This window comes from Pseudarthrobacter sp. R1 (assembly GCF_024494415.1).
In the GTDB taxonomy this organism is placed as follows: Bacteria; Actinomycetota; Actinomycetes; order Actinomycetales; family Micrococcaceae; genus Arthrobacter.
This window is the reverse complement of record NZ_JAMKFI010000005.1, coordinates 187,991-208,474: the sequence shown is the minus strand read 5'-3', so window position 1 is coordinate 208,474 and position 20,484 is coordinate 187,991. Positions and strand designations below refer to the sequence as shown.

The following is a 20,484-nucleotide window of genomic DNA, read 5'->3' as shown; positions in this document are numbered from 1 at the left end:
CCCCTGGACCGGATCCCACCTGCACGATGGACCCGCCGGCGCTCCCCTGGCCCGTGCCCGCATTCACGATGCCCGGAGCCTGAAGCGCCCGGGGCCTTTCCACTACCGGGATAGTACCGGGAATCCCGGACGGGCGCGCAGCGGCAGGCGGTGCTTGCGGGTCCGGCACCGGCTCAACCCTGCCGAGGCTGCGCGCTGCCCGGTTGGGCAGCGGCGCCCCGCAGGCAGTGCAAAAGGCGGCTCCGCCGCGGACCAGTTGCCGGCAGTGCGGGCAGCGCACGGTGTCGTCTGTCACTGGGTACTGCGTCCCTGGATCGGGGATTCCTGCGTGGCTTCCGGCGTTGGAGATCCCGGTGTGGGAGATTCCGGTGACCCGGATAGCGGAGCCGTGGTGTCCGGCGCCGGCACTTCGCCTGCGGCACTGCCGGAAGGACGACGGCGGCCAGTTCCCTTAAGCAACGGCCGAACCGGCAGTACCAGCCTGGCCCCGCGGAGGTTAAGGACATGCCGGGCGTCGGCGAGCAGCGAGCGGGGAGAGAACCTCGCCTGCTGCCGGCGCCAGAACCCCACTGTGGAGGTCATTTCCTTCAGCGAACCGTCAACAATGGTCCAGTATTCGCGGACCTCGTCCTCGCTGGGCTGGCCGGCGCCAAAAATCGATGCGTCGGCGCGCCGCGCGAGCATGGTGGTGGTACCGCCACTGGTCGGGAATGCCTCGGCGAGCACGGCGGCGCTTTCGCGGCGCGTTGAACGGGTATCGACGGCAGCTCCCATGTCGGTGGCAAGGCTCACCACCTCATTCCAGCCTCCCCCAACCCGCTGTGCGGCGTCGCCGTCCCTGAAACGGGCCTTCCGTCGTCGTGATTTCATCAGGGCAATCAGCAACAGCGGCAGGGCGAGGATCGACAGCGGGATCAGGGCAATGCCCAGCGCGCCCAGCAGGGCGCCCCAGAACAGCCAGGGGTTGTTCTTTTTCTGGTCCGCGTCCAGGGCATCGGGTGAGGAGTCCGGCGGCAGGTCAGCAGGTTCCTGCGGCGGTGGCGGCGGCTGCAGGACCTGGGGCTTGGGCTTGGACTTGTTCTCCGGGTCCGGCGGAATGGGGACGTTGTCCTTGGGCGGAGTGGGGTCGAAGCTGACCCAGCCCACCCGCTCAAACGCAACCTCCACCCAGGCGTGCACGTTCTTGCCGGTGATCTTGACCTCGCCCGCCCCGTTTTCGGGGCTGGTGGGATCAGGATAGAAGCCCATCACCACGCGGGACGGGATGCCCAGGTGGCGCAGCATCAGGGACATCGCCACGGCGTACTGTTCATCGTCGCCGAGCATCTGCTTTGCCGTCAAGAGGTTCCTGATCCGGGCCGAACCGTGGCCGGAGACGCTGGGCAGCTGGCCTTCACTGACCAGTCCGTTGCTGAAGGCGCCCGTCTTCTGGAAGTGGGCTTCGATCTGGCGGACGCGGTCAATGGCGGTGGGGGCATCTGCTGAGAGGTCGTTGGCCTGCGACCCCACCACCGGCGGAACCTCAACGGCCTCGGGAAGGGACACCGGCGCGAAATCGTACTGCGTCAGCTGCCCATGTTCGAGCTTGACCGGATCGGACACCCGGACGCTGTACGAATCGCCCCGGGACAAGCCGTTGGTGGTGACGGCAGTATCGGTGCCGGAGTTGAAGTAGAGGCCCTGGGCCGCCGCCGAACCGCCCCGGTCAAAGCTGAGGCCGGTGGTCTTGCGGCCGCCGGGAACGAAGAAGCCCTGGTAGTCCTCGATGGTGATGCCAATGGAGTACTCGTTGGTGGGAACCGCAGCGGAGGTGTCGGCGAGGGTGTTGATGGACTGGGCATCCCCCACCTTGCTGAAGTTGCCGGAGCCGTTGGGGTCCATGGTGTAGTTGGTGCCGTTGAAGGCATCCAGGGCCCCCAACCTGACCCGGGCGTCGCGCGGAAGCCCCTTGACCACAAACAGGGTGTCATCCTTCTTGTCCTTGACGAACGTCCGGAAACTGGCCAGCGGAGTGATGTAGTCCTTGGGATCGAACGGCGGGACCACAACGTTCCGGAGGACCTTCCGGTCACCTCCGGCCGTCACCAGCGGAGCGGACAGCGCGGTGACGGCCACGCTGACGGCGATGACGCCGGCGGCCATGCCCAGCCTGCGGATTTTGGCCCGCCGGAGCGTGGCGGAATCCGTCTGGGGGTTGTTGACCGCGACTTTCCCGGACGTGTTTCTCCGCAGGGCATCCCGGCGGAACGTTGCCCAGGCGATCCCGAGGACGGTCAGGCCGATGCCGCGTTCAAGGGTGAGGAAGGCTGCGTTCGTGCTGAAGGCGATGCCCGTCACGAAGAGGACCAGTACCGGGATCAGCGGGAGGTAGGGGCTCCTGGCCCGCCAGGTCAGGACGGCCGCCACGAGCCCTGTGACCAGGGAACTGAGGAACGGGACAATGAGGACACCACCCGCTGTTCCCACCGGAACGCCGACAGTCAGCATGTCCTTCCAGGCGAACACGATGCCCAAAAGAAGGGTCCGGAGCGAGTCCAGGGTGGGCACGAAGCCGGCGATGGCCGAGTCCGGCACCGCCAGCAGCGTCCCGAAGACGAGGTAGGCGCCGAGGGCAAGGGCGGTGGTGATGAGCAGGCCCAAGCGCAGGTGCGCGTTGAGGACGCCGATGGCCAGGCCCAGGATGATCCCGCCGAATCCCGACAGGAGGTAGTAAGGATCGCCGCCGAAGCTGAGTCCGAACCCGAGCAGGCCCAGCCCCAGGAGTGCGGTCAGGGCGCCGGCGTCGAGCAGGAAATGCCAGAGTGGCTGGCCGTCTGCAAAAGCTGATTCCGGCGCGTTGCGCGATGGCTGCCGCGCGGACGGGGTGCGTGGGCGCAGGCCTGGTGCCGAGGTCATGCTGCCGCCTTCCGGAGGACGATGCCGAGATCGTCGAGGTCGCCCAGGGTGAGCACTGTCAGGTCGGCGATGTTGGCCCTGCTGGATGCCGCGCCGGCCTCGACGCGGACGGCGAGGCTGCGGACACCGGGCGGCACGGAGGCGGCGGCGGACCGGAGCTGGGTGGCGGTGACGTTGCTGCCGACAACAAAGAAGACCACGGAGGCGTTGGGAACGGTGTCGGCCAACGTCCTGGCGAGGTCGACGGCGGTGCGGCGCATGGGTGCTCCGACGATCCTGGTCATGTCATCGAGCATGGTCCGGCCGGTTTCGCAGCGCAGCGGGCCTTTCTGGGTGAGGACGTCCAGTTCACGCTGCTCGCGGATTGCCTGGCGTCCGATGGAGGCGGCCGCGGAGATGGCCATCTCGAATTCCGCCTCCGACGCGTATTCGTCAGTGTTGATGGACAGCGAGACGGCCAGGTGGGCGCGGCGGGTCTCTTCGAACTGGCGGACCATCAGCTTGTTGGTCCGTGCGGTTGTTTTCCAGTGGATGTGCCTCCTGTCATCGCCGGGGACATAGTCCCGCAGCGCGTGGAAGGACACATCGGCGCTGGAAAGTTCGGTGGTGGGCATGCCTTCCAGGTCCCGGATGAATCCGGCGGCGGAGCCGGCAAGGGCAACGGTCCGGGGGTGGACAAAGAGGTCCTCCGGTTCGGTCCACAGGACCTGCCGGCGCAGGAGGTGCAGCGGGTCCGCCCGCACCGAGCGCACGGGCCCGACGACGATCACGGCGCGGCGTGCAGTGGGAATGGTAAAGAGGTCCTCGTGGACCTGCTGCGGCTTCATGCGGGGCAGGTGGAAGACGGCCGTGACGCCGCCCACCGGCAGCTCCACCGCTGCGGGCAGCAGCGGGCGGTTGGAGGTGTTGGCAACGGCGATGCTGCCCACGGCGCTGTCGCCCACGGCAACGCGGGTCCGGGCGAGGTCCAGGACCACGCCGTAGGTGGACCGGCCGAGGATGAATCCCACAGCGATCACGAACATCACAAAGGCTGCGACCGCTGCTGCTTTTGCTTCCTGCCACCCGTAGGCCTGCCCGGCTGTCCAGAGCAGGACGGCGGCGCCAAGGACTGACCAGCCCAGAATACTGACCACCGAAAGTACGGGCCAGGCGTACTTCAGCCAGGCCGCGCGGACAGCACGCCAGGCCGGCGCCAGGGCGAGTCCTGCAGTTGTACCGGCCTCACCCCAGACGGACGAGGGGTGCAGCGCGGTGGGGTGGCCGATCCTGGGGAAGGGGTGCTTGAGACGCTCCGCGATCCGGGTCAACGGGGTGCCGCTGGACATATGTGTGCCTTCGTTGTTGCGCTTGGTTTGGGTTGTGCCGGGTTGGGAGTGCGGCGTCAGACGTTGGTTCGCTGCTGGGGAGCAGCGACGTCCGCGAGGATGCGGGTCAGGACGGCCTCAGCAGTGGCTCCGGAGAATTCGGCTTCGGGGTCCATCACAAAGCGGTGGGACCACACCACCGGAGCAAGTTCCTTGACGTCGTCTGGAAGGACGAAGTTGCGTCCCTGGGCTGCTGCCCACACCTTTGCGGCCCTGACCATGGCCAGTGCGCCCCGCACCGAGACTCCAAGCCGGGTTTCCGGCGCGCTGCGGGTCTCTTCGCAGAGCCGGGAGATGTACTCGAGGACCGCGGTGTCCACGTGGGCCGTTGCGGCCAGGTCCGCCATGTCCGCGATTGCCTGCGTGGTGATGACGGCCGATAGCTCCTTGGACCGGTCCTTCAAGTTGGATCCGCCCAGGAGCCGGACGGTGGAGGCGTGGTCCGGGTAGCCGATGGAGGTCTTGATCAGGAAGCGGTCCAGCTGCGCTTCCGGCAAACGGTAGGTGCCGGCCTGTTCGATGGGGTTCTGCGTAGCCATCACCATAAACGGGCGGCCGGCGGAGTAGGTGACGCCGTCAACGGTGACCCGGGATTCCTCCATGACCTCCAGCAGTGCCGACTGGGTTTTGGGCGAAGCGCGGTTGATTTCGTCGGCCAGGACGATGTTGTTGAAGATCGGGCCCTTGTGGAACTCGAACTTCTGCGTCTTCTGGTCATAGATGGTCACACCGGTGACGTCCGAGGGCAGCAGGTCCGGGGTGAACTGGATGCGGTTGTTGGAGCCCTGCACCGTGGCGGCCAGGGCCCGGGCGAGGGAGGTCTTGCCGGTGCCCGGCGCGTCCTCGAACAGGACGTGCCCCTCGGCAAGCATGGCGGTGAAGGTCAGCCGGATGACGTGTTCCTTGCCCAGCACAGCCTGGCCGACATTGGCAACAAGCTTCTCGAAGGTGCCTGCAAACCATTCGGCCTGCTCGGTGGTCATGGTCATGAGTAAGTCCTTTTCAGTCTTGGTGGTGCTCGAAGTGGATCGGTATGCCTAGCGTTGCGGCATGCCCGCGGGCGGACCCTGGCCGTCCCGGTTGGTGGTGTCGTGCCGGACGTAGTTTCCTTGGGCGGGGCCGGTGGTCAGGTGGTACCAGATGCCCGAGGGGTTCTCGGATGTCTTGTACCAGACCACGTAGAAGTCCGATTGCGATGGCGTGTTCTCCGGCAGCCACTTACCGCCGCCGACGCAGGACGACGGGTTGCCCGCCCGGAAGCTGTCGACGCCGTAACCGGGCTCGGTGCAGCTGCGCACCGGTGTGGCGGTGATGGTCCAGGATGTGGGGACGGGGGGCGGTGGTTCTGCCCCGCTGCGGGAGGTATCGCTGCCAATGCGGCCGGCCTGGCCGGCGCTCATGGCGCGGACCTCAAGCTTGTGGGTCTCACTGAAGCCCACACTCTTGGAGAAGGAGCGCTGCTCGGTGTTTTGCCACGGTCCGTTGTCCAGGCTGTACTGGTAACCCGTCACGGCGCGGCCGTTGCCGTCCGGCTGGTTCCAGGTCCAGGAGACAGTTTTGTCTCCAACGCCGCTGCTGTTGCTGCCAGTAACGTTCGGGGCGAAGGCGAGGCCATATGGATTGACGGAGTTGGACGGGGCGCTTGCGTCACCTGCAGCAGAACTGCGGGACGAAACCGCCCATACCACAACCGCTGTATTCGTTCCATTTGGGGCGGCCACCACACCTCCACCTGCAGGGATGCTGCCGCTTCCACCCCCTGAGGTAAGGCTGTATCGGTAGGAAATTTCGCCGGCGGTGGAGCCGTTCCGCTGCGCATCCGTTAGCTGGGGGAAGCGCACATCGATCTTGCCGCCATTGCCGTTTGTTTCCACCAGTGATGCCGTGGGAGCGGCCACGGTTCCGGGCTTGCCTACGGCCCGGATGGCCGCCGACTGCGCGCTGGTCCCGCTGGTTCCGGCCTTGTTGGTGGCGGACACCGTGAAGGTGTAGTTGGCCTCGGAGTTGTCCACCGTGACGTTCTGCGAGGTGCCGGCGACCTGCTGGCTGGACACCACCGCGCCGCCGCGGAGGGTGGTGAGGGTGTAGGCCGAGACGGCGTCGCCATTGTTGTTTGGCGCCGTCCAGGTGACCTTCAGCTGGCTTTGCGCCCCAAGGGAACCTGCCTGGGAAGCCGTGGGGGCTGCAGGCGTTGCCGGCACGCCGGCCGGCACTTCGGCAGCCGAGTACGGGCTCCACTCGGAGGGCTCCTTGGCATCGTTGCGCGCCAGGACCCGGACTTTGTAGGAGACGCCGTTCTGCAGGCCCTTCCAGACGTAGCTGACAGCGGTCAGGTTCTGGATCTGGGCGTTCTGGCCGGCCGGCGGCGGAGAGATCTCCAGGTCGTAGGACTTGACCGGTGATCCCTTGCTCGCCGGCGCGGTCCAGTTGATGGACAGTTCCTTGTCGCCAAACTTCAGCGACGGCGCCAGGGGGGTATCCGGCTTCACGTCCGGACGCACCTCTGCTGAGGCGGGTGAACGGTCCGATTCGCCGAACTCATTGGTGGCCGTCACCTGGAAGTGGTACTTGGTGTTGTTCACCAGGCCGTTGAGGGTGCAGGTGTTGGCCGGGCAGTCCTGCTGGAACCCGCCCTCGCCGTAGACGGTGTACTTGGTAATGGGCGAGCCGCGGTCCGCCGGTGCGGACCAGGTGAGCAGTGCCGTCTGGTCCCCCACGCTCTGCGCCTGCGCGGTGGCGGGGGCCTGCGGCTTGTCCTTGACGGTGAGCCGGACGCGGGCAGTAGCCTGCCGGGACGGGTCCTCCGTTTTGTCGGACACCGTGTAGGACACCACCATCGTTCCGGTGAAGCCGGGTGCGGGGGTCACGGTCACGGAATCACCGTTCACCTCAACGTTGCCGCTGCCCGTTTCGGCGCCGGCCGCGATGATCTTCAGCGCGGTCTCCGGGAACGGGTTAGCGTCGTTGGCCAGGACGTTCACTGTCACAGGCTTGCCGGCGGCAGCGTTGGGTTCCAGGTCGTCGTTGGCCACCGGCTTGGGCCGGTTCGAAGCCGTCACCGCCAGCTGGTACGTTGCGGTGGCTTCGAGGCCGCGCGGGTCCCTGGCCTTGACCTGGACGGCGGCGGTGGTTCCGGTGCCGCTGGAATCGGCAGCCGACACCTTCAGGTTTTTGCCGTCAACCCTGGCGTTGAATCCGGTGGGTGAACCGCCCACCAGTTCGTACTTCATCTTCTCGACGTCGTCGCCGTCCGGGTCCGAGGTCAGCTTGCCCAGGTCCGTGCTGGCGGAGTCCCCCTTGGGGATGTCCACGCTGGCACCCAGCAGCTCCGGCGGGTTGTTTTTGCTGGGATCCGGCAGCACCTTGGTGCGGATGCTGAGCGTGGACTTCAGACCGGCAGGATCATCCGGTCCGGTTCCGTCCGTCACCTCAAAGGTGAGTGAACCCGGGCCGACGTAGTCCGTGCCGGCCGTGTACTTCAGGCCCGTGCCGTCACCGGTCACCGGGTCAGCGCCGTCGGCCCCGATGAGTTTGATCCGGTCAGCCTGGGTCAGGCGCGGAGAGCGGCCTTCCCGGACCTTTACCCATTCGTCGAGGTCGACGTCCATGGACTGGCCGGCGACAACCTCGATGACCTCGTCCTTGGCCAAAGTGGGAAGCTGCTGGCCGAGGCCCGGTACCCAGATGACCGCCGTCGACTGCTGGCCGTCCACGTCCTCCACGGTGTACGGAATGAGCTGTGGCTGCTCGGTGAGGTCCACGATCATGGTGCCTTCGGCGCCGGGCCGGGCAGTGGTGGCCTCGGTGCTGACCCGCAGGTTCTCCCCCACGCCGTCGGGGTCCTCATCGTTTTTCAGGACGGGGACGTCGACGGCGGTCTTCCCCATGGTCTGGGCGGACGTCACCCTGTCATCCCGGGCGATGGGGGCCTTGAGGGGCACGTTGTTGTCCACCACAACACGGATGGTCGCCTGCGCCGACGAGTCCCTGTCGTCGGCGATGGTGTAGCGCACATTGACGGTTCCGGCTTCACCCGGCGCGAGCAGGATGATCCGGCCGCTCGTCCTGCTGACGGTTGCCTGGAGGGCAGGATCAGCTTCGATGCCGTCGGTGAGGATGCGGATCAGGTCTCCGTCGGGATCGGTGTCGTTCCCGGTGGCGTCGACGGCGATCTGGCGCCCGGGGCGTACCCGAACTTCGTCGTCCACGGGCGTTGGTTTCTGGTTGATCTCGCCGCGGGGTGCGATGCCGACAGTGACTGTTCCGGTATTGACGGCCCCTTGCCGGTCCACCACTTTGTACCGGAACGTGTCCGTGCCGGCACCGTCACCGGCAGCGGTGAAGTCGATGAAGTTGCTGCCGACGGTCGCCGTGCCCATGGCCGGAGTGCTGTCGATCCCGGTCAGCTGCACCGAGTCGCCGTCGGGATCAATACCGTCCAGCGGGACGGGAATCCGGACAGTGCCGGCGGCCACCACACGGGCAGTGAGGTTGCGCGGCTGCGGGCGCGAGTTCTCAGCGCCTTCCAGCGGCAGGATATGGATGGTCACCGCCGCGGCGCTCTTCTGGCCCTGCGGGTCCACGGCGTTGTAGATGGCCCGGACTGTCTTGGGCTGGCTGCCGGCGATAAAGCGGAGGGTGTCCTCCGAGACAAAGCTCTTCCCGTCCAGGGGATCCACGCCCTGCGGCAAGGCCGGATCGACCGTGAGTTCCTGGCCCTGCGGGTGGGTGTCGTTGTCCAGCACCGGAATGGTGACGACGTCGTTGACCCGGACGTTCACCTCGTCCGGCTTCGGCTGGGGTGCTTCCACCACGCTGGGCGCCGGGACCGGCACCACGGAGACGCTGCCGGTGGCAGACTTTTTCCCGTTGGACATCGTGTATTCGAAGAGAATCGGGTCCTTGGTTCCCAGGATGTCGGTGATGCGCAGGACGCTGTGGTTGATCACGCTGACGGACGCCGTCGAATTTTCCGGCAGCTTCACGGACTGCAGGACCAGCACACCGCCGGAAGGATCGGAGTCGTTCGCCAACGGATCCACCAGAACGCTGCCGCCCGTGGGCATCAGCGCCACGTCGTGGACGGCAACCGGGTTGCCCGTATCGTCACCGGATTCCACGTCGACGCGGATCAGGCCCTGGCTGCTTTGCGGACCGTTGCTGGCGATGTACGTGAGATAGACCGGGCCGGGGGTGGTGCTGCGGAACGTAAAGGTGCCGCCGTCGGTCACAGGGCCCAGTTCGGCGGGGCCGTTGGCTTCCACCTGGGCAAGCCGGAGGGCACCTCCGTTGGGGTCCACGTCATTTTTCAGCGGCCCGATGACCAGGTCCTGGCCCACCACGGCGGTGACGTGGTCGGCGTTGACTACCGGTGCCAGTGCTCCGGGCGGCTGGACGTTGACCACGACTTTTCCGGTGACGGTGGCGCGGCCGTCCCAGATTGTGACTTCCACGTTCTTTTTCCCGGCTGTTGCGCCGGAGTCCTGGAAGGTGAGCAGGCCGTCGCGGCGGACCTTCACCTGATCCTGCTCGTTGTCAGCCTTGGCGTCGAGGAGGACCAGGTCATCGCCGTCGGGGTCGATCCAGTCCGTGAGGATGTTCTGGCTGACGGTTTTGCCCTGCTCCACGAGCAGGGTGGTTGAGTCGCCGCGCTTGAACTGCGGCGGCTTGTTCTCCTCCGGAGCCATCACGCTGAGGGTCACCTGGCCGGCGGCGGAGAGGCCGCGGCCGTCCGAGGCGTTGTAGCTGAACGTCTCGGTCCCTGGCTTGGCATCGGCAGGGACCGAGACCTGGAAGGCGGTGCCGCCGTAGATGTTTTCCAGCGTTCCGGTTTGGGGACCGGAGCCTGCTATGGCTGCGGTAAGGACGTCGCCGTCGGGGTCGGAATCATTGTCCAGGACACTGAGGATGGTGGTTCGTCCGGGTCGCACGCCGACGGCGTCGGGCTTGGTTTCCGGCGGACGGTTGGGTTTGGTGCGGTCCGGCAGGACGTTGATGGTGTTGTTGTCCGCCGATTCCTGGTCCTGCTCGTCGGACTCGTTCTTGGGCGGGATGACGTCGTCCCAGTTGTTGACCAGCTGCATGTTCTGGTTCACCAGCCAGACATTGCCGGAGTTCACATCGTTCAGGACCACCAGGTCCCGGTTCACCCGGAAAACATACGACGGCGAGGCACTCGCCTTGGGCACGTCCACGTTTTTGTCATCAGCGTCGTTCGTGCAGTCTCGGACGTACTTGTTGGCACCGGACCAGGCCGCGTGGACACACCCGCCCAGCTGGACGGGCGCGGCCGGGACGCCCTCGCCGTCGAACGCCACCGTTTTTGCCGTGCCGCCGTCGAGGGGCTGCTTCAGCAACGCCTTCTGCGTGGAAATCGCCACAAAATCACTGGCGGGACCGCCCTGCTGCAGCTTTGCCTCGCGGGCGTTATCCAACTGCAGGCGCCTGCCACCGGGCAGGATGAGCTTCCCCGCGGCCGCATCAAGGACAACCGGCTTGTCCCCCACCACGGTCAGCTGCAGGTCCCCCGCACCCTTTAGCTCGCCCCAGGTTTCGGACTCCGAGGACGTGACTTCACCGTTGGCGTCAACCCCGGTGACCGTCACCACCCCTGACTTCGGATCCGCCGAGTAGATCCGGTCATCCTCCCCCACAGCCGAAACAATGCCCTCGGAGCCCACCAGCACCGGCTCGGTGGCCTCCTCGTCAAAACCATTGACAGTGGACGGCGACACCGCCCACACCTTCCCCGATGCCGCGTCCGTCACCGAAATTACCTCTGAGCCGAAACTGACATCAGCCGCGCCCGGCAACTGCTTGTCCCCGCCCAGGCGCATATTCGCAGGCGACACCTGGTTCAACGTCGAACCGGTTTCGTCATCCACAAACACATCCCCGGCATCCTGCAGGATGTCGAAGGTAGTCGACGCCGGCGTCACCGCACCATCCAAGACCCGCGACGGGTAATTCAACCGCCCCACCGCATTCTTGGACTTCGAAACCACCCACACGCCACCGTCGTTCAACTCCACCTCAGTGGTCTTAAACCCCGGATAGAGCACAGCTCCGGTCACCACAACAGCCACGGCGGCACCAAAGGCAGTGCCGGTGACAATTTTTTTCTGGCGCCTTTTGAGACCCAGCTTCCCCAGCATCGTTGTCACAGCTTTTCTATTTCCCTGAAGTTTGTGGCCCCCCGGCCGAACCGTCCAGCGACCCGGTACCGGGCTCCCTGTTCCCGCGCTAGCCTACCCAAGCGTGGCCGGGGCCGCGATGGGCAGCGCTCCCCCAGGGCCTTACCTGCGGCGATGTCCGTGATCAGCATTGCGGGATCCCGTGGCCCTCGGGCTCACCCAAGGTGGTGTTGCCCACCTGGACGGTGCGGCCCACGTATCGGCCGTCGGGATGGGAATTGATGCGGTACCACTTGTACGTACCGCGGGCGTCGGGCACTGTACGCCACATGAAGCAGTTGACTGTAAAAGCCGGACCTGAGCCGTAAATCCAGGGATAGTCGCGGATAACACCGTCGCAGGTATGTTCCGCGCTCGTCGGCGACCTCCATGAGGTTTGGCCTGAGGCTGCCGCGTCCGTGCACGTGCGGTACCCAACGATCGAGTTGTCCCAATTAGTCTTGGCCGGCCCGGATCTGGCAGTCGCTCCGGCAACGGCTCCGCCTGTGCCCATGGAGTTCACGGTCTGCACCTGGATCGAGTGAGGTTCGTCGAAGCCGCCTGTGTTCACTGTCCGGCTTCCCGACGCCGCGACCCTTTCCCAGCCCCGGCCGTCAATGTTTATCTGTGTATAGGCGACGTCGTTCGTCGCCGTCGATGGCGAGGTCCAACTGAAGGACAATGACTTCTGGTTCTGTCCACCGTCCTGGCCCGAGGCGGAGGGCGTACCCGGAGAACCGTATGGCGTGGCGTTGGCGGGGGCGCTGGCGTTTGAACTTGGCGCCACACTGGAGTTGGCAACCACAGTGATGGAGGTGGCCGTACCGTTCGTGAAACCACCCACAGTCTGCCCGGGCCGGATGGGACCGCTCTGGCCGGTGCTGGCGTTGTAGGTGTAGCTGACCTCGCCATACGCGGAACCGTTGCGTTCGGCCGCTGTCAGTTCCTTGAAGTTGATGGTCAGTTGGCGCCCAGCCCCTGCAGTATCCGCAGCGGTGGCACTCACCCCTGAAACCTGGCCCAGCTTGCCGGTGGCTCGCCGGGGCGCGGAATTGGGGCTGACAGCCCCCTTGCCTGCCTTATTCTCGGCCTGGACCGTAAACGTGTACTCGGCTTCGGAGTTGTTTGCCGTGAAGTTGGCCGTGCGCACGGTGCCCGCGATGGTCTGGGTCTGCGGCGCCCCGCCGCCACCGGCCATAGTGACGTAGTAATTCCTGATTGCGTCCCCGTTGGTATCGGGTTCGGTCCAGTTCACCCGCAACTGGTTGGTGGTCCCGACGGAGGAGGCCACGGCTGAGGTCGGCGCCGCAGGTGCAGCCGGCACCCCGGCCGGGTTGTCTTCGGAGGAGTAAATCCCCCAGTCGGACGGGCCCAGTTCGTTGACTGCCTGGGCGCGCACCTTGTAACGGACGCCGTTTGTCAGGCCGGGCCAGGTGTAGGTCAGGCCAGTCACGCCGTTCTTCACGGCGACGCCGCTGGCAGGCGGCGGCGAGATCTCCAGGTTGTAGCTCTTGACGGCCGAGCCCTCGGTCCTGGCAGGTGCCCAGTTGATGACCATGTTGGTGTCGCCGGCCTGCACCATGGGCGCCTCGGGCGGGGACGGCTTTTCGTCGGGACGGATTTCGTTCGACTGCGCAGACGGCTGGGAGTCGCCCACCTCGTTGGTGGCAATCACCGTGAAGACATACTTCACATCGTTGGTGAGCCCGCTGAGTGTGCAGGTGGTGGTGGCGCACTTTTGCTCGAAACCGTTGTTGGACCGGACCGTGTATCCGGTAATCGTTGCTCCGTTATCCGACGGCGGGGCCCACTTGAGCACTGCAGTCCGGCTGCGTACATCTGTGGCGTTGGGAGCCGAGGGCGCGTCCGGCTTGTCCCGGACCGTGATCCTGACGCGGCCGTTCGCCTGGCGGGAGGGATCGTCAGTTTTGTCCGCGACGGTGTAGCGGAGCACCAAAACACCCTTGAATCCCTCGGCGGGCGTCACCGTGACGGAATTTCCGCTACTGACCGGCTGCCCGGCGGCTGAGCCCGTTTCGACACTGACCGAGACGATCTTCAGCGGGGTGTCGCTGAAGGGGTTGAAGTCGTTGGCAAGGACGTTGATCGTCTCGGCCCGGCCGGCGTTTGCCTTGTCGACAGTGTCTTCACTGGCTGTGGGGAGTGGCCTGTTGGAGGCCACAACCGTGGCCGTTACCGAAGCCTTGACCGGTTCCGAGCGGCCGTCCGTGACCTTCAGCGGGATGCTCCCCTTACGGCCTACGGACAAGCCCGCTGCGGCACTGACTTTGAGCGTCTGCCCCTCAATGCTTGCGGTAAAGCCTTCGGGCGTGGTCCCGTCCAACTCGAAGGTGAGCTTCTCCTGGTCTCCGGCGTCCACGTCCTTCGCCAGGTTGCCCAGTTCCAGGCTGGCCGTTTCGGCCTTCGGCACCTCAAGGTCGGTTCCGCTGAATGTGGGCTCATGGTTTGCTGCCGGGTCCGGGATGACCCGGGTGATGATGGTCAGGGTGGATTTCAGGCCCTGCGGATCTTCCGGGCCGGACCCGTCCGTCACTTCGAACGTCACGGAGCCCGGGCCCACGTAGTCCTTGAGGGCCGCGTAGCGCAGGGCGTCGCCGTTTCCGGCGATGACGTCCAGGGTGTCAGCGCCCTGGACGCGGACCTTGTCCGCCTGCGTGATCCGGGGTGAACGCCCTTCGCGGACTTTGACGTACTCACTGAGGTCGAGCTTGATTTCCTTGCCGGCCATCACTTCCACAGCGTCGGTACGGGCAAGGGTGGGGTGCTCTTCACCTTGACCGGGCACCCAGATGACAGCCGTGGCGCTCTGGCCGTCAACGTCGGTGACGGTGTACGGGACCAACTGGTCTCCCGGCGCCAGGCTGACCACAACGTTGCCGTCGCCGCCCGGGCGCGCATTCGGGTTGCCGTCCGGCAGGCTGATTTTGAGATCCGCGGCCACGCCGTCGGGGTCCGAATCGTTCTTCAGGACCGGCACGTCGACGGCGGACTTGCCCAGCGTCTCGGCTGGAGTGATGACATCGTCCTTTGCCAGCGGAGCCTTGAGGGCGGCGTCGGGGCTGACCCTGACACGGATCACTGCACCGCCCTGGGCTTTTTTGTCGTCCTGGATCTTGTAACTGACGTTCTGATTGCCGGCGGTGCCGGGAGCCGTGAGCACTACCCTGCCGTCAGCAGTCTCGACGCCGAGTTCAGCCGGGGCTTCAAGGGCGTTGGAGACGAGCCCGATGGGGTCGCCGTCGGGGTCGGAATCGTTGGTGAGTGCGTCGACGGCGATCTTGCGTCCGGGGCGGACGTCAACGGAATCGTCCACGGCGATGGGTTTCTGGTTGTTGGCTTCGGGAGGTGCGATCCCCACAATCACCGTGCCGGTGTTCTCGGCGCCGATCCGGTCCCGGACGCGGTATGTGAAGGTATCTGTCCCGGCCGCCGTGCCCGTGGCTGTGAATTCGAGGTAGCCGTCCTTCGCCACGGCCGTGCCCATGGCGGGGGCTTTGTCCACCCCGATCAGCTGCACCGAATCGCCGTCCGAGTCGATGCCGTCCAACGGCACCGGGATCCGGACCACCATTCCGGAGACCACACGGGCGGTGAGGTTCTTTGGCTCCGGACGGCTGTTCCGCTCGTCGTCGCGCGCGCGGATGCGGATGGTCACCTGTTGTGAATCCGACTGGCCGGATTCATTGGTGACCTTGTAAATCGCGTAGACGGTCTTGGGCACGTCTCCGGCGATGAAGCGCAACGAGTCCCCGGACTGGAACATCCGCCCGTCGGCCTCGTCGGGCTTCTGTGCCAACGCCGGGTCAAGCGCGAGCTTTCCGCCGTTGGGGTCGGAGTCGTTCTCGAGGACAGGGATGGTCACCACGTCGCCCACCCGGACCGACACTTCATCTGGTTTCGCTTGCGGAGCCTGGAGCTTTGCCGGGGCCGGCACCACCAGGACTGCGATGTCGCCGCTGGCCGAGGACTTGCCATTCGAGATTGTGTACCTGACATTAAGTTGGCCCTGAGCGCGCACGTCCGTAATCCTGATCACGGAGTGGTCCAGCACCGAAACACTGACCGGCAACCCGTCAGCAGCTGTGACGGACTGCACCACGAGCACACCGCCGGAGGGGTCGGAGTCGTTGCCGAGGACGTCCACCAGTACGGTTCCGCCGCTGGGCAGCAGTGCTACGTCGCGCACCGCCACGGGGGCGCTGTCCCCGTCTCCCGAGACCACGTCAATCCGGACCAGCTGCTGCGCGCTCCCGGGGCCGTTGGTCACAAGGTAGGACACGTAGTGCGTGCCCACGGATGCGGAGTTGAAGGTGAAGGTCTGCTGGTCCGCCCCCATGGTGGCTGTGGAGTTGCCATCCGGCGTGACTTGGGCGAGGCGGAGCGCACCCCCTTGCGGGTCCGAGTCGTTCTTCAGTGGTGCAATCACCGTGTTGACGCCTGCGAGGGCAACCACGTGGTCCGCATTTGCGACCGGCGGCAAATCGCCGGGGCCGCGCACGTCTACGGTCACCTTGCCTTCCGTGGTGGATTCGCCGTCGGAAACTGTTAAGGTGACCACCTTGCGGCCGGGGTCAGTGCCGGCGTCCTGGAAGGTGAGCAGTCCGTCGGGCCGGACTTTGACCTGGTCCCGGGGATCGCTGCCCGCAGCGGCGACTACATACAGATCGTCGCCGTCGGGATCGATCCAATCGGTGAGGATGTTCTGAGTGACACTTTTGCCGGCCTGCACCACCAGGGTGGTGTTGCGGTTCGGCTTCTGCCGCGGAGCCGAGTTCTCCCCCGGCGGCACAATATTGAGCGTGACGTCGGAGGAAGCGCTGAGGCCCCGGCCGTCGTCCACCGTGTATTTGAAGGTCTCGGAACCCGTCCTGTCCGCAGGCACTGTCACTTGGAAGCCGGTGGAGCCGTAGATCGGAGCCAGCAACCCGGACTTGATTTGCTCGGCGCGGACCGTCAGGATGTCGCCGTCGGCGTCGGTGTCGTTGTCCAGCACGGGCAGGATCACCGTCCTTCCGGCGCGGACGCCGAAAGTGTCCGGGTTCGCCACCGGAGGAGTATTGGGTTTGGTGCGGTCCGGCAGCACCGTCTGCTGGACTTCGTCGGCGGAGTCCTTGTCCGCGTCATCCGAGGTTTCCTTGGGCGGGATAACGTCGTCCCAGTTGTTGACCAGCTGCATGTTCTGGTTCACCAGCCAGACATTGCCGGAGTTCACATCGTTCAGGACCACCAGGTCCCGGTTCACCCGGAAAACATACGACGGCGAGGCACTCGCCTTGGGCACGTCCACGTTTTTGTCATCAGCGTCGTTCGTGCAGTCTCGGACGTACTTGTTGGCACCGGACCAGGCCGCGTGGACACACCCGCCCAGCTGGACGGGCGCGGCCGGGACGCCCTCGCCGTCGAACGCCACTGTTTTTGCCGTGCCGCCGTCGAGGGGCTGCTTCAGCAACGCCTTCTGCGTGGAAATCGCCACAAAATCACTGGCGGGACCGCCCTGCTGCAGCTTTGCCTCGCGGGCGTTATCCAACTGCAGGCGCCTGCCACCGGGCAGGATGAGCTTCCCCGCGGCCGCATCAAGGACAACCGGCTTGTCCCCCACCACGGTCAGCTGCAGGTCCCCCGCACCCTTTAGCTCGCCCCAGGTTTCGGACTCCGAGGACGTGACTTCACCGTTGGCGTCAACCCCGGTGACCGTCACCACCCCTGACTTCGGATCCGCCGAGTAGATCCGGTCATCCTCCCCCACAGCCGAAACAATGCCCTCGGAGCCCACCAGCACCGGCTCGGTGGCCTCCTCGTCAAAACCATTGACAGTGGACGGCGACACCGCCCACACCTTCCCCGATGCCGCGTCCGTCACCGAAATTACCTCTGAGCCGAAACTGACATCAGCCGCGCCCGGCAACTGCTTGTCCCCGCCCAGGCGCATATTCGCAGGCGACACCTGGTTCAACGTCGAACCGGTTTCGTCATCCACAAACACATCCCCGGCATCCTGCAGGATGTCGAAGGTAGTCGACGCCGGCGTCACCGCACCATCCAAGACCCGCGACGGGTAATTCAACCGCCCCACCGCATTCTTGGACTTCGAAACCACCCACACGCCACCGTCGTTCAACTCCACCTCGGTGGTCTTAAACCCCGGGTAGACCACCGCCCCAACCACCAGCACGGCGAGAGCCAGCCCCAGGACGGTACCGCTGAAAAGACGCGATTGCAGGAGCGGACGGCGAGGTGCCGGCGTGATGGAGGCGCGTTTAGCGCGCGCTCGTCCGCGAAAGTTCATGGAACGGTTCCCCCAGGTAGACCCCGGCAATGGCCGGCTTCCGGCATTTACAGCCGGGCACAACAAATATAACGGAATAAACCAACAAATGGATAAATGTGTGCCGTTAGTCCAGGACCAGCCCTTTGCCAAGCCCGCGGGTGAGGCGCACCGGGCGGATCTCGCCGAAACCACGGACGTTCTCGGGCGGCTGCGGCACCATCACAAACCGTTCGTCGTGCTCCAGGGCCGAGGCAGTCATGGAGTCCACGAGCACCGTGCCCGGGTCCGCCAGCGTGGTGAGTCGGGCCGCAAGGTTCACGGTGGGGCCGTAGATATCGCCGAGCCGGGACAGGATCCTGCCCCAGACCATCGCCACCCGGGCTTCCGGCAGAATCTCGTCCTCGGTGAAGGCCTGGGCGAGTGCCAAGGAGATTTCGGCACCGGCCGCGGGCGTTTCCGCGATGTAGAGGACTTCGTCGCCCACGGTCTTGACCAGGCGGCCACCGCCAACAGAGATGATTTCCGCGCACTTGTTTTCAAACCGCTGGACCAGCCGGGCCAGGGTCTTTTCGTTCATCCGGCGGGACAGGCTGGTGTAGGAAACCAGGTCCGCGAAGCCGACAGCACGTGCCAGGGGCAACGGGGCGTCGTCCTCGTCGCCTTCGCGGCCTTCTTCACTGGCCTGCAGGCCGGCTTCGGCGCGGACGGCGAGCCGCTGGACGCCGGCGTTGAGCTGGCGGCGCCAGGAGTAGACCAGCATTTCCTCCAGCGCATCCACCAGCGCCGGAAGTTCATTCACCAGGCGCTTGCGGGCAACGGCATCGGTGACGCCCTGTTCGTGCACCATGTCTTCCACCAGGGCCTCGATCTGCCAGACCACCATGCGGTCCGTCATTTGCCCGATGGAGCGGGTGACGGAGATGGCCGCTTCCTCCGTCAGCTTTCCTGAACGGACCAGGTCCACCACGTTGGAGAGTGCTGCCTGGTCACGCTCCGTGAAAGCAACATCCTCGTCGCCGAAGTTGGGAAACCCCAAGGCACGCCAAAGTTTGCGCGCCGACAGCAGGGACAGTCCCGCACCGGCGGCGACTTCACGACGGCGGAGCTTGCGTTCCCCGCCCAGCAGGCGGGCTTCCAGGGCCTTCATGGCCAGCCTTTCGGCGGACATGGTGCCGGTGGCCGGGTGGGCGTCAGCGGCGGGAGCGGGGGCGATGGATTCGACGCGTTCCTGCTGGTGCTCATCGTTCATCTGGTCCACCTTCTCTCATTTCCCACGGCAAAGCCCCGGCGGGGTAATCCGTTGTTCCGCCCGGCTGGGCATCGTCCTCGTCCGGCAGGTCCTCGATGGCATCGAGGATGAAGTCCCGGAACCTGGCCACTTCCGGCACATCCCGGAAGGTGACCACTCCCTGGTGTCCGATTTCCAAGGATATATTCCCGGAACGGAAGAGGCGTTGCAGGACCGACTCATGGACAGTCAGGTTTCGGACCGATGCCAGGTTCACCTGCTGGTCCTGCCGCTTCCACATACCGGACCTCGCCACCATCCTCCTGCTGGTCAGCGTATAGCGGGTCCCGTGCCACCGCAGGAGCCGGGGCAGGCAGAAGCCCAGCCACACCGAAGCAGCCGCGAGGATGCAGCCCGTCACGAGCCAAGGTGTCCAACGGCCGGAAAGAACGGGAACTGCCCGCCCGGCTTCGCCGCGAATCACCCAGGCCGAGAAATAGGCCGCAATTGCCGGCGAGAGGATAAAGGCAGCCGCGGCACCTGCGAGTTTCCTCGGCTGCGGGCGGGTGGTGACAATCACCTGTTCGCCCGGGACAAGGCTTTTACGCATAACCGCCTTGGCCGGAGGCGTCCGGGGAGGTCCACGGCCGCAGGTGCACCACATCCCCGGCGGTGACAACGTGCTCGCGGGAGTCGCGGTCCACCACCAGCAGCGACCCGTAGTCGTCGAGCCGGGACGCGTGGCCGATGATTTCGTGGTCTCCCGGAAGCTGGGCGCGCACCTGCTTGCCCAGGGTGACCATGGCCGCCTCAACCCGCTTGTGCAGTGAGGTGCCGCCCGCCATCCCTGCCGCCGGGTCGCCGTCGGCATTGCAGAAGCTGCGGTACAGGACAGCAAACTTCGACAGGTAGCTTTTCAGGAGCAGGGTCCGGTCCACCGTGGTGGCGTCCTCCAGCATCACGGAGGTGGCGGTGGGGACCGGAAGGTCCGCTGCGCTGAGGGTGACGTTCAGGCCGGTTCCCAGGATGACGGGCGGCACGGAACCATCCACCATGGGACCAAGTTGCGCCAGGATGCCCGCGATCTTCCTGCCCCGCACCAGCACATCATTGGGCCACTTCAGCTCGGCAGGGATACCGGCCGTTTCCAGGAGGGTTTCGCGCAGGGCCAGGGCGGCAACCAGTGACAGCCAGGAATAGGTCTGCGTGGGCAACGGCCGCCCCTCTGCGTTGGCGGGCCGCAGGACAACGGAGGCGGAAATGGAGCTCAGCGGCGGCGCTTCCCAGTGCCGGTCCAGCCGGCCGCGTGCTGCCGTCTGATATTCGGCAGTGAGCACGGACAGGTCGGGCCAGGCAGCAGGCTCGACGGTGACGGACCGAAGGAGGTCAGCATTGGTGGACCCGGTGGAGTCCACTACCTCCAGCCGGGGGATGCCGGTGGCGGACAGGAAGTCCTGATCCGCCAGGTCCCTCCGGTTCAGGGGCGTACCGGGGGTCTGTGCGTCATCCATAGCTAAATCCTACCGAGCTAAA

Annotated in this window: 8 protein-coding genes; all 8 read right to left on the bottom strand. The window is 65.8% G+C overall.

Annotation, left to right across the window (positions count from 1 at the left end):
* Window positions 1-291: 291 nt before the first annotated feature.
* The 8 genes from M8J71_RS05150 to M8J71_RS05115 all read right to left on the bottom strand — a co-directional run bounded on the left by M8J71_RS05150 (window position 292) and on the right by M8J71_RS05115 (window position 20,462).
* Window positions 292-2,895, bottom strand: a complete 2,604-nt coding sequence (locus M8J71_RS05150) for a transglutaminase domain-containing protein (RefSeq protein ID WP_256246904.1) — start codon at window positions 2,893-2,895, stop codon at window positions 292-294.
* Window positions 2,892-4,223: a DUF58 domain-containing protein gene (locus M8J71_RS05145; RefSeq protein ID WP_256246903.1), complete on the bottom strand. Its 1,332-nt coding sequence runs from the start codon at window positions 4,221-4,223 to the stop codon at window positions 2,892-2,894. Before M8J71_RS05145 ends, M8J71_RS05150 begins: the two co-directional genes overlap by 4 nt.
* Before the next feature lie 56 nt (window positions 4,224-4,279).
* Window positions 4,280-5,251: an AAA family ATPase gene (locus tag M8J71_RS05140; protein WP_256246902.1), complete on the bottom strand. Its 972-nt coding sequence runs from the start codon at window positions 5,249-5,251 to the stop codon at window positions 4,280-4,282.
* A 48-nt stretch (window positions 5,252-5,299) separates the two neighbouring features.
* Window positions 5,300-11,425: an Ig-like domain-containing protein gene (locus tag M8J71_RS05135; protein ID WP_256246901.1), complete on the bottom strand. Its 6,126-nt coding sequence runs from the start codon at window positions 11,423-11,425 to the stop codon at window positions 5,300-5,302.
* Window positions 11,426-11,579: 154 nt separating this feature from the next.
* Complete coding sequence (locus M8J71_RS05130) at window positions 11,580-17,741, bottom strand: Ig-like domain-containing protein (RefSeq protein WP_256246900.1); 6,162 nt, start codon at window positions 17,739-17,741, stop codon at window positions 11,580-11,582.
* 106 nt (window positions 17,742-17,847) lie between these two features.
* Window positions 17,848-18,972 carry an adenylate/guanylate cyclase domain-containing protein gene (locus M8J71_RS05125; protein ID WP_256246899.1) on the bottom strand — a complete coding sequence of 375 codons (1,125 nt, stop codon included), beginning with the start codon at window positions 18,970-18,972 and terminating at the stop codon, window positions 17,848-17,850.
* Entirely contained in the window at window positions 18,962-19,561 is a 600-nt protein-coding gene (locus tag M8J71_RS05120; RefSeq protein WP_256246898.1) for a PH domain-containing protein, read from the bottom strand. The genes M8J71_RS05125 and M8J71_RS05120 overlap by 11 nt, the downstream gene beginning before the upstream one ends.
* On the bottom strand, window positions 19,554-20,462 hold the full coding sequence (locus M8J71_RS05115) for a biotin--[acetyl-CoA-carboxylase] ligase (protein WP_256246897.1): 909 nt from the start codon (window positions 20,460-20,462) through the stop codon (window positions 19,554-19,556). The genes M8J71_RS05120 and M8J71_RS05115 overlap by 8 nt, the downstream gene beginning before the upstream one ends.
* Window positions 20,463-20,484 lie beyond the last annotated feature (22 nt).